Origin of the sequence: Bacteroides ovatus (genome assembly GCF_001314995.1) — a bacterium.
Classification (GTDB): Bacteria; Bacteroidota; Bacteroidia; order Bacteroidales; family Bacteroidaceae; genus Bacteroides; species Bacteroides ovatus.
The window spans coordinates 5,217,156-5,229,904 of sequence record NZ_CP012938.1; the positions used below are offsets into that span (position 1 = coordinate 5,217,156).

6 protein-coding genes are annotated in these 12,749 nt (G+C 40.4%); all 6 read left to right on the forward strand.

The features are described 5' to 3' along the window. Positions 1-82: 82 nt before the first annotated feature. The 6 genes from Bovatus_RS19675 to Bovatus_RS19700 all read left to right on the forward strand — a co-directional run bounded on the left by Bovatus_RS19675 (position 83) and on the right by Bovatus_RS19700 (position 12,581). Positions 83-3,352, forward strand: a complete 3,270-nt coding sequence (locus Bovatus_RS19675) for a TonB-dependent receptor (protein ID WP_224440821.1) — start codon at positions 83-85, stop codon at positions 3,350-3,352. A gap of 6 nt (positions 3,353-3,358) precedes the next feature. Then, complete coding sequence (locus tag Bovatus_RS19680) at positions 3,359-5,209, forward strand: RagB/SusD family nutrient uptake outer membrane protein (protein ID WP_004297239.1); 1,851 nt, start codon at positions 3,359-3,361, stop codon at positions 5,207-5,209. Between the two features lie 20 nt (positions 5,210-5,229). Then, entirely contained in the window at positions 5,230-6,690 is a 1,461-nt protein-coding gene (locus Bovatus_RS19685) for a DUF3823 domain-containing protein (RefSeq protein WP_004323584.1), read from the forward strand. A gap of 103 nt (positions 6,691-6,793) precedes the next feature. Further along, positions 6,794-9,007, forward strand: a complete 2,214-nt coding sequence (locus Bovatus_RS19690) for an alpha-N-acetylglucosaminidase (RefSeq protein WP_004297241.1) — start codon at positions 6,794-6,796, stop codon at positions 9,005-9,007. After that, the gene (locus Bovatus_RS19695) at positions 8,994-10,862 is read left to right on the forward strand and encodes a hypothetical protein (RefSeq protein ID WP_004297242.1); all 1,869 of its coding nucleotides are present in this window, start codon (positions 8,994-8,996) and stop codon (positions 10,860-10,862) included. Before Bovatus_RS19690 ends, Bovatus_RS19695 begins: the two co-directional genes overlap by 14 nt. Before the next feature lie 33 nt (positions 10,863-10,895). Further along, positions 10,896-12,581 carry a hypothetical protein gene (locus tag Bovatus_RS19700; RefSeq protein ID WP_004297243.1) on the forward strand — a complete coding sequence of 562 codons (1,686 nt, stop codon included), beginning with the start codon at positions 10,896-10,898 and terminating at the stop codon, positions 12,579-12,581. Positions 12,582-12,749: the final 168 nt, after the last annotated feature.

A 12,749-nucleotide genomic window follows, 5' to 3' on the forward strand; every position in this document is an offset into this window, starting at 1 on the left:
TGTGTTTCTGCTATCCGCTTTTCCTACTGAATTGTATGCCCAGAAGAAAACAATTACTTTGGACTATAAAGAGTTGGGACTAATGGAACTTTTTAAGAAGATAGAAGAAAAGAGTGATTATGTCTTTTTCTACTATGACGTATTGATAGATAAGGATGTGAAGGTTCCTGCACGTTTCAAAAACATGACAGTAGAGCAAATTCTGGATAAAGTTTTTGCTAACATGGAGCTTGCCTATAGCATTAATAAAAAACAGATAACTATTAAAAAGAAAGTATTGCAGGAAAAAACGAAGAAAGAAGGTCAAAGCTCTATTGTAAAAGGAGTGGTATTCGACCAGTCTCGTGAACCGTTGCCCGGAGTTAGTATTGTAGTGCAAGGTACTAATATCGGGACCGTCAGTGATCTTAATGGAGCTTATTCCATTCATGTGCCTTCGGATGATTCGAAGATTATTTTCTCCTATATAGGTTTCGCTCCTGTGACTTATTCGGCAAAAGAAATGAATAAGCTGTCAGAAGTGGTGTTAGTTGAAGATACAAAAACAATTGATGAAGTGGTTGTGGTAGGATATACGACCCGTACACGTGAGAAATTAATCAGTTCCGTCTCGACTATAAACAATCAGGAATTAGTTAAGTCCACAGTCCCCAATCTGGAGAATGCGTTGACAGGGCGTGTGTCCGGAGTCTTTTCCCGTCAGACTAGTGCTGAACCGGGTTCAGATGGTGCCGATTTGAAAATTCGCGGTTTTGGTTCTGCTTTGGTGGTAGTAGATGGTATTCCGGGAAGAAATTACAGTGATATCGATCCTTCCGAAATTGAATCCGTTTCCGTATTGAAAGATGCATCGGCTGCCGCTGTTTATGGGATGCAGGGAGCAAATGGAGTTATTCTTGTAACGACTAAAAGAGGAGGAAAAAACAAACCGACGACATTGGATATCAATACGCGCTTCGGATTGCAAATGCCTCATAACTATCCACAGCCTGCATCAACCCCGCTGTGGCAGACATTAGTTGGTGAATATTATGCTAATATGAAATTGATTAATGATAAGAACGCGGTAATTACTCCCGCTGATATGGCTACGCGTGACTATGCTTATAATACCAATTGGTATGAGGAAATGATAAAGAACGCTCCCATCACCCAGTCCAATATCAATATTTCGGGAGGCACAGATAAAGTCAGTTATTTTATTTCAGCCGGCTATTTATATCAGGGAGGTATTTGGTCAACAAATTCTACTGATAAGAATCGTTTCAATTTCCGTAGTAATTTGGATGCGGATATACTGAAAAACTTGAAGTTATCTGTCGGAGTGGGAGCTGTCATTAACAGTCTGAATTATCCGAGATCCGCTTCGTATGAGATAGCCCGCAAAATGAAAGATATGGCTCCGAATATTCCGGTAAAGTGGCCGGGGCATGACGACTATTATGCTTTTGGTGGGGAAGGTACGGTGAATCCGATGGCATTGGCGGATAAAGAGGCATCCGGATATTCCAAGAAAATAGCCAAGAATCTGAATGTGGATTTTTCTTTAGAGTATAAGGTTCCCTTTGTAGAGGGGCTTTCTTTGAAGGCTACGATGGGATATACGCAATCTGATTCGTGGAATAAGAACTGGAATATGAATATCGTTTATATGGGCTATCGGGAGGATGCGCAGGAATATTATGAGAGTGCTTCCGCCTCTAATGCCAATAAAGCAAGTTTGAGTTTGGAAGATGGTTTTTCCTATAATATAACCGGACAAGGTTTTATCAATTATATCCGTTCGTTCGGGAATCATAATATAAACAGCGGACTGGTCTTTGAATTTTCGGATGCGGAAAACCGTTCTACTGTTACGTCTCGTGGAGAATTTCCTTCTACTGTGTTGGATATGATGGCGGGTGGAATTGCCAATAAACAAGTGACAAATAGTGAAGTTTTCCGTAAATACAGGACGGCTTCTTTCATCGGTCGTTTCTCTTATGATTACCGTTCCAAGTATTTTGTCGATTTCAACTTTCGATATGATGGTGCCCAGTATTTTGCCGATAAGTGGGGTTTCTTTCCCTCTGCCTCTGTAGGATGGATGCTGACAAACGAAGAGTTTATGAACCCGTTGAAGAAAGTCTTGAATGAGTTTAAAATTCGTGCCTCCTGGGGAGAATTGGGTGACTTGTCGGCTGCCAGTCAATATTATGCTAATAATGAGCAATACTATTTTCAAAGCGGCTATCAATATCCGGGTACTCCGATGAATTTTGGTGACCGCACCATTTATGGATTAAATCCCACCTTGAATCCTAATCCGGATTTTACATGGGCTACCTCGTCAATGATAAATGCGGGTGTTGATTTTAAGTTGTGGAATGGCTTGCTTAGCGGATCGGCAGATGTGTTCTATCGTCAGCGTAAGGGACTTCCGGCACAAAAGGCCAATGATAATGCAGGAGCATTGGCTACTTGGTATAACTTAGACCATGACAACACCCGCGGTTTTGAGTTCTCATTGAATCATCAATATAAAATAGGAGAAGTCAACTATTTTGTCGGAGGAAACATGTCGTGGTCCAGAACCCGGAAAGGGAACATTGAGCACGGAAGATTTACAAGCGGTTATGACGAATGGAAATGGAACACTGAAGGACATTGGAATAACGTACGTTGGGGATATAACTGTATTGGACGTTATCAGTCGTATGGAGAAATAGCCAATGCACCCATGCATAATAATTCGAATAATAACAGTGCCATATTGCCGGGTGACTTAAAGTATGAAGACTGGAATGGCGATGGCTATATTGACAATTATGATCAACGTCCTATCGGAAGAAATGCTTATCCGGAGTTGGTATATGGTATTAATCTGGGACTTTCCTGGAAGGGAGTTGATTTCTCCATGTTCTGGCAGGGAGGGGCATTGTCGGACTTCCAGATCGGTGCTTTCGATATGGATGCTTTCCAGGAAGGAGCTACCAACCTGAACACTTGGGAATATTTTGGCGATCGTTGGCATCGTGCCGATTATACTGATCCGAATTCTGAATGGATACCCGGGTATTTTCCGGCAGTCCGAGATTTTACATCAGTAACGATCAATCGTCTAAGTTCTAATTTTTGGATGTGGAATGGAAGTTACATTCGTCTGAAAAATGTGGAATTGGGATATACTTTGCCACAACGAATTACCCAGAAGGCTAATATCAAACAGTTGAGGATTTATGCGAATCTTTATAACTGCCTGACCTTTTCCTCACAGAAATTCTTTGATCCGGAACAGCTTGAAAGTCAGTATTCGTTTGCCAGCTATCCGCAAATCATGTCATTTAATGTAGGTATAAATCTTAAATTCTAACAGGTTATGAAAGTAAAATCTATCATATATATGGTATTGGCATTGAGCTTGTGCTGTGGATGTAGCGATTGGCTTACTGTCGATTCGAAAACCATTCTTAGTGAAGAGGACATTGCCAAATATCCCGAACTGGCAGAAGCACAGTTCTTATCCAATTATGCGGAATTACGTAAATCAATTCATTGTATCGGTGACGGAGCAATGTCGTACAGGCAACATCATCTGGATGCTTTTACCGATGATGGAGCGAGCAATATTACCTACGAGAATGGGGTCATGAGAAATAACACTCCGGGTACTGTTTTTGGAGGAGTCTTTTCTCAAAGCAAAGGTGAAATATTTGAGGCGGTATGGAATTATAAGACAATCAATGTTGTAAATAAGTTTATCGCCACTTATAAGAATTCGGATAATGAAGGGGTGTTGAGTACAGTCGGTGAGGCTTATTTTATTCGTGCTTATCTGTATTTTGAGATGGTGAAACGATATGGGGGTGTGCCTTTGTATTCAAGTCCGTTGGATGATGTAAGCTCCATCAACAATCGTTCTACAGAGGAAAAATCCTGGGATTATATAAAAGATAACTTGGACTCGGCTCTTGTATTGCTTCCGAAAGTACAGCGTATTGCATCAGAAGATCGTGACCGTGCCAATCGGTATACAGCTTTGGCGTTGAAGTCGAGGGCTATGTTGTATGCGGGGACTATTGCTAAGTATGGAAAAGTTTCAAATAATAGTTTCCAGGGAATCCGCAAAGAAATGGCGAAAACATATTTATTGGAAGCGGCAAAAGCAGCAAAGGAAATCGTTGATGATGGTAAGTATGCGCTCTCTACTGAATTTGGCGATTTGTTTAATGGAAAAGATGAAAATAATAATGAGATAATTTTCCGTTTTGCTAATGTTGCCAAGACAGGAGTGGCTGTATATGAGGATTACTGGTATCAGTCTTATCGTATTAAACGGGCCGGTTACTGTGCCTTTATGGTTCCTCCTTTAGATGTTGTCGAACAATTTGAAACATTAGACGGTAAGATTCAGCCATTGGATTATGCCGCTTCAAAGAATAATCCCGAAGATTTTTTTGCAAATCGTGATAAACGTCTGGATGCCACTGTTATTTATCCGGGAGGAGAGTTCTTGGGAGAACGTTTCTCTATTTACCGGAAAACACTCGTAAAAAGGACAGATGGAACTACTGAAGAATATTCTTATGAAAAATCTGAAGATTGGATGGGAGCGGGGAAAGTGCCCGGTCACGAAAAATACATGAAAAGTGGAGCAGATGGTATCTTCTTGAACCTTTCCGCCGCAGGAACTACTAACTGGGGATTTTTTCTGAAAAAAACACTGTATGGAGTGAAGAGGTTGGATGATTATCTTATACAAGAAAACGATCAGGATGCTGTCGTTATTCGGTATGGCGAGGTTATTTTAAATTTGGCTGAAGCTGCCGTTGAGCTTTCAACCTATGGAGTGAATGACTATTTAGCGGTTGCCCAAGTCGCTTTTGACCTATTGCGTAGTATACATGGAGGATTGCCTGCCAAAACGATGGACTTGGAGGTTGTACGGCATGAACGCCGGATAGACTTGATGTATGAAGGATTCCGTTATTGGGACTTGAAGCGTTGGCGCATTGGGGAAGAAAAGATGCACAATAAAACGTTGAAGGCTCTCTATCCCATTCTTCATATCGATGAAACAACTTCTCCTGCCTCCGTTTATTATACGTTGGAGAAAGTAGAAGCACCGGATTTGGCTACGAGAGTGAAATGGTTCGAGGAAAGAGACTATTATTGTCCGCTTCCTTTAAGCAAAAGCCCGGGTATCGTGCAGAATGACGGTTGGAATTGATAACCCTAAAAGAAAAGAATATGAATAGAGCTAGATTATATATAAATATCAAACTGTTACTTTTAGCAGTGTTAACACTGAATCTGTCAGGGTGTGAACTTGACGAACGTGTGGATGACTTGACCGGTGGCTACGAAGGCGCTTTTATTGACAGGCTGACCGGTGAAAAGGTGGCTACCGAATATTATGGAGCTAAATTAAAGTTACTTGATCTGGAGTATGGAAATGTAGCGGTTCCCTTGGAGTATAACACACTTCCTGAAGGAACATATCGCAATACCAAAGTATATCCTTCCCGCTATAAAGTATGGGCGAACGGACCGTTCTTTGAGTTGGATACCATTTATGGTGATATTCGTAGTTTTAAGAAAATGGACTTGATTGTTACCCCCAACGTAACATTGAAAATTAAGAAGGTGGAAGTGTTGTACGGCATTACAGCGAACGTCACTTTTACTTATCAGGTAAATGACGAACGCTCCAAGAATCAGGAAATAGGATTGGTATATGGCAAAGAGCAATATCCCGGACAACGTACGGCTATGAATGAAAGCGAAAGCGGTTCACATACTTACAAGCGAATAAAGAAGAATTTGACAGAATTGTCGGGAGAATTTACGGAGACTCTGTTCTTAAACCCTAACAGCACATATTATTTAAGAGCTTTGGGACGTACGGAATCAGCAGGAGATTACTGGAATTATTCAGAACAGACTGTGATTAATACGACAGATATTGATTTGTCTTCCTTACCGATTGAAGCCGCTGTCGGAGTAAGTAGTGCCACTTCTGCTGTTTTGCAGTGGGCATTTCCTCCCGTTGTTGACGAGATAAAGGTTTCTTATACGGATCGGGATGGTGAAGAGGTGATGGATAAATTTAAACCTACGGATTATTCATACGTTGCCAATTTACCTCATAATCAAAAGAGTACAATCAAAGTACAACTTCTGGCGAAAGGAGTTGCCGGTCCGGAACAAACGATTGAAGTACAGACTAAATCTTTGACGGATAAATATGTACCTGCCTCAAACACTCGTCCGGAAAATGTTCCTTTCTACAATGATTCGGAATTTAAAAAATCATTATCAGGTGAATGGGCATTGATATATGGTCCTACAATCGGCGAAGACTGGTCCACTACCGATTTACGTTTTGAATATTTCGATTGGTGGGATACATGGTTGATAGGATTTGCCGACCGTATGCCTGCTTGCCAGGATATAGAGAACTTTAAATCACTGACGATTCAGGGAGAAATACAAACATTGGTTGATATTTTACCTTTTGTTAATCTGGAAACACTTTCTATCATAAAGGGTAAAGGTTTCTCAGTGGATAAAACGATTAATCCGAAAGTTGACCTGACAGTTCTGAAGAAACTGAAGAAACTTAACACAGTTATTATAGGACCGGATGTGCCGCTTACTAAAAAGAATTTTGATGATGCGGGACTTACACATCTGACGATTACCAACTAGGTCGGTAATCACACTACTCCCTTTGACAAGCGAATGTGTCTAGTGGGTAACATCGGATACATTCGTTTTTTAAAAGAAATATATAAATGAAAATATAAATAGTATGTGTAAGATTAAATGTTTATTTCTACTGATGTTGATCGTATTGTGTTCTTCCTGCAAAGAAAGTACAGAAGATGAAAAAGCGATGCAACAGATGGTGGAACGTTTATTTCCGGAGTATGCTTCCCAATTTAGTTTTGAACAATCAGAAAAGATTGATAAAGATTGGTATGAAATAGAAGCGCAAGGAGGAACAGTACGAATACGGGGAAATAACGCAAATTCGATGGCTGTAGGGCTGAACTATTATCTGAATCATTACTGCCTTACCTCTGTTTCCTGGTATGTGAACGATACGGTGGAGATGCCGGAAGTATTACCCATGCCACCGGCAAAAATAATTTCGACTGCCCGTTGCAAGAACCGATTCTTTCTTAATTACTGTACCTTCGGTTATACAATGCCATGGTGGACATGGAAGGATTGGGAACGGTTGATAGACTGGATGGCTTTAAATGGAATCAATATGCCTTTGGCAATCACCGGACAAGAATCTGTCTGGTATCGCGTATGGACGAAATTAGGATTGACGGATGAGGAAATACGGAACTATTTCACAGGGCCTGCTCACTTGCCTTGGCATCGTATGTCTAACTTGGATTATTGGCAGGGGCCTCTGCCTAAAGAATGGCTGGATACACAAGAAGCATTGCAGAAACAAATCGTAGCCCGTGAACGTCAATTTAATATGCGCCCCATACTTCCTGCATTTGCCGGACATGTACCGTCGGAACTTAAAAGAATCTATCCGGAAGCTAAGATTAGCCGGATGAGCTCTTGGGGAGGTTTCGAGGATAAATACAGAAGCCACTTTCTGGATCCGCTTGACCCATTGTTTGCAACCATACAGAAAGAGTTTCTGGAAGAACAAACTAAGTTGTTCGGAACAGACCATATTTATGGGGCAGATCCTTTTAATGAAGTAGCCCCTCCAAGTTGGGAGCCGGAATTTTTAGCCAATTGCTCGAAGCATATTTATCAATCGATGACGCATGTCGATCCGGATGCTACTTGGTTACAAATGACATGGTTATTCTATATTGACCGACATTTATGGACAAACGAACGGGTAGAAGCTTTCTTGAAAGCAGTCCCTCAAAATAAACTGTTGCTACTGGACTATTATTGTGAGAATACTGAAGTTTGGAAGCAGACAGATCGGTATTTCGGGCAACCATATTTATGGTGCTATTTAGGAAATTTCGGAGGAAATACAATGCTTGCCGGAAACACCAAAGAAGTGGGGAAACGAATCGAAAATGTATATACCAATGGTGGAGAAAACTTTTCGGGACTGGGTTCTACTTTGGAGGGGTTTGATGTAAATCCTTTCATGTATGAATATGTTTTCAGTAAAGCATGGGATTGTAATCTGCCGGACTCTGTATGGATAGAACAACTGGCAGACAGGCGAATTGGCTTGAGAAACCAACAAATGCGTCGGGCATGGAAATTGCTTTATGACAGTATTTATACAGCACCAGCTGCTTTGGGACAGGGGACATTGATGAATGCGCGTCCTTGTTTAAAAGGAAATGGCAATTGGACGACTACGCCTACGGTAGCGTATTCCAATGAAACTTTGTTTGAGGTATGGGAGATGTTGTTGAAAGCCGGAGAACATCGACATTCTACTTATGAATATGATGTTGTTAATATAGGAAGGCAAGTGCTGGGGAATTATTTCGGGAAGCTTCGCGATGAATTTGCGGAAACTTATTCCCGGAAGCAATTACCGCTATTAAAACAAAAAGGAGCTGAAATGAAACAACTACTGCGTGATGTTAATACTTTATTAAGTACACAATCTTCTTTTTTACTGGGAAAATGGATTGAAGATGCCCGTTCATTAGGTATAGACGAAGCCTCTAAAAATTATTACGAAGAAAATGCCCGTACTATCGTTTCAACCTGGGGAGATAAAGATCAAAGTTTAAACGATTATGCAAATCGTACTTGGGGAGGTTTGGTATCGGGATATTATGCGCCTCGTTGGGAAATGTTTATAGATGAAGTTATTCGCTCTGTTTCTAACAAGCAGCCGTTTAATGCTGATGCTTTTCATCAAAGAGTGACGCAGTTTGAAATTGACTGGGTCAAGTCACATGAACGTTATCCTTCCGAACCGGTTGGTAATGCTGTTGAGATTGCTACTTTATTGATGAATAAATACAAGGATTCAATTTTAAAAGAAAAACACAATGAGAATAATTAGTTATATTTCAAGTATAATCATCACTTTTTTTGCATTGGCTATTATGAGCGGATGCAAAGATTCGGAAGTTGTTGATGACGGCTTTCGTACAACAATGGCTAAAGCCTCTGATGTGAAATTAAATAAAGTTGCCTATTGGCCGGGAGATCCTGTAAATTGCTCTTTTACCTTGAAAAATGAAACGAACTATCCGATGGATATTCGTGAAGTAAAAGTGGTGATTCAGAACTTGGATGATGGAGGGTGTGTATTGATAGAAAAGTCTGTTGCTTCCCATATTCAAATAGAACCGGGACAATCTGTTCCTGTGGATGCCGGGACACTGTATACCCTTCCAGCTGCATTAAAGCCTTCTTCCTTTTGTGCTGTCAGGTTCCTGTTAGATTTTGAAGATGGGATAACCACTACAATTGACGGAACATATTTCAGAGCTGTCAACGAGCAGTCGCTGTTGACTTACGATATTCAAAAGTTAGATTATCAGGGACTTCCTGTTTATCGTCAGATAGGAGATATGAGTGCCGGGTTCGGTGTATTAAAAACGATAGTTGCTTTCGACCAGGGAATAGCTGCCACCATGGAGGAGGCTCCGCAGGGTGGTACTTATCCGGTTGCGCCTACTCCGGAGTTTTTGCAACGTTCCGTTCGCAAAACTGTTGAGCTTTACAATTCGGAGATCGGAGCTGCCACAAAGATAAAGAGAGTGGTGGTTGGAACGGGGATCGCATCTGTTTCTTACTTTGCAACAATGATGGGGGCAGCCTATTTACCTATTCATTATCTGGTATCGGCTAATTCTGCTTCCGAAGTACAAGCTATACTCGATTATTCCAATCAAAATGGATATGCCTCTTATGCCACATTGGGTTATGACGGTTCTATGCCTGGAGTGGGAGTTGCCTGGATAAAATTATTGGATTTGCCGGAAGAATATAAGCAATTTATAAAAGACCATCAGGTGGAAGAAGTTTATATTTATGGAGTAGGTCAGGAAGGACATGGAGAGTCTTATTCCCGAAGGGTTTTGACGCAGAATACAATTACCGATGAATATGCACCTGGTTCTTTATATATATTGTATACTAACTTTGGTTCGGATGCCGATATTGACGCACTGAAACATCGGTTGTATGACTATAATCAGTTAAAATTGGGTGAAGGACAGTATATATCTGATTGGGAAAGCGGAATTGTTGATGATCAGATAACCAATATATCCGGCTCTGCGCAAGCGATGGCAAATGTGAAAGCTTATACGATTGAGACTGATGATATGATGGCTTTGTACAATATATCTTCTTTCCTGACGCTTCAATATATAAAAAAGAATCAAAGCAAGTTGCAGGCACCTTTTGTGAATGGAGTTATTTTTAACGAGTATCTTACGAATCACCCTCAATATGAAGCGTTTGTTGGATATGTACCTTTATTATATTGGCAATTTAATTCGGCGGCTTCTACAGTAGAACGTATTGATGGTTATCTGAAGCCAGCTATTGCCGGGTATTTTCCTGATGTTGTCGATCATCTGTATGAGGGATCTTTCTATCTGAATTCTAATATGAGACGCTATGAGTTTTATGACGAGCTGATAGCAAGAGGTGTCACTTCGGAGAATATTAGAATTAGGCAGAGTGTAGATAAATGGAATCCGGAAGATGATGGAGAAACGGAAGAGTATTTGGGACGCATTAATCATAAAATAGGTTCGGCTGAAGAATTTGCTTATGATATAATTGAACGTATTGGAGTGCAGAAGTATCGGAATACGGTTAAGTCGATGGAGTACCTGACATTGGAGGAGCTTCGTACTATTTGTGCACAGGTTGGAAATATGAGATTAGTAGAACATTGATATAACATCGGATTTAAGATTTAAACTAACGAAATGAATATAAAACAATTGATGGTAACTTTCTTCATTGCACTATTGGTAGGAGGAGAGATTGGAGCTCGTGTGCTGACGGATAAATTCGTTTATTCACAAGGGGAGAAGGTTGTGTTTACTTTTGATGGGAAGTCAGAAGGTAAAACGATTATACTGAAATATCTCTCCAAGAAAGGAGAACCGGTTCTTGCGGAGATTGGTGGAGAACCATTTGTTTGGGAAGTTCCTTCAGAATTTACGCCTGCAGCCGTAGGTGTTTATCAAAAAGAGGAGGGACAGTTGACATATTCTTCTTATTTTAGGGTGGTAATTCCCGGAATGTTGACTACCTATCAGATCGCTAAAGAGGAATATAAAGGTTTGAATGTGTTTATGCTCGATGGTGGGATGAGTGCGGAATATGCTGTCCAAAAATCTTTAGCTAATCTGACGGCAGGTGTGAGCCATACATGGCAGATTGGTCCGGGAGGAGGTCCCAAACCGGTATGGGGGACACCTGATTTCCTTCAACAATCCGTTCAGCATACAGTAGATTTATATAATGAGTATTTGGGTAAGTCGAAGAAACTTAAAACTGTGATAATAGCTACGGGAGTACCGACGGTACCTTATCTTTCTGCAGCTATGGAGGCTCCTGTATTGCCATTACATTTTTTGGTTTCTGTCAATTCTACCAAAGAAATTTCTTCCATATTAGAATATTCCTCGCAAGCTGGAGTACCTTGTTATGCGACATTGGGATATGATGCTTCCATGGATGATGTCGGAGTTGCCTGGATAAAATTATTGGCTTTGCCTGATGAATATCGGAAGTTTATAATAGAACATGAAGTAGAAAATGTAATTATCGCAGGCATAGGGGAAGACGTGAAAAGTGAATCTTATTGTCGGAAACTTAGTAAAACCGGAGTGGATGGTCAGGAGTATGCAGACGGCTCTCTTTATATTTTATATACCCAATCCGGTTCAGAGCATGACATCAAAACGATATCAAGAAATGTCGTGGACTATGATACGTTATCTCTTGAAAAAGGTAAGGACTTGGCCGATTGGGAGAGCGGTGTTGTCAACAGGCAGATTGATAATATATCAAAAGGTATTTATGAACATACTCCGGCACAAGTTTATTCTTTGATTGCTACTCATGATATGATGGATATGTATAATCTCGGTGCAAATATGGGTATGTATTTTATGTATAAGAATCGGGAGCAAACAAAGGTTTCCGTACAGGGGACTTATTTAAATGAATATTTAATATCACAACCTTTGTATGAGTTGACTCAAGGATATATTCCATTATTGTTTTGGCAGTTTGTTCCTCCTGTATCAACGATCGACAGGATAAAACGTGATATACAGAAAGTGGTGGATACTTATGAAAAAGGTGTTCTCTTGGAGAATAAAACCGTACATGTGAATGCACGTATCGGGAAAGAAGAGTTGGTACAGGAATTGAAGAAAAGGGGATTTCGGTTTGTTACTAAGCGCATAGATAAGGTGGAAGAATTGTGGAACTTATCCGATGGGATAAATTCTCCTTGTGAAGAAGTCGTGCAGAATATAGTAGAACAGATTGGAGTTCGGAGATATAAGGAATTGTGCGAAAATGCTTTATATTTGGATTTGGATGATCTCAAGCAATTGGTAGAAGATGTGCAGGGATTAATCTTTCAGTCTCTTTGATAAAAGGATGGGGGGAATGTGTGATTCAATCTCTATAGACTTTATTATGTCTCTTAACTTGACTGGGTTGATAAACTAATTAGTTAAAATTATATGGATTAGCAGGGAGTTATAAAAAAACTCTCTGCTTTTCTGCTTGACTTCTGTTGCGAAATGATTACTTTTGCG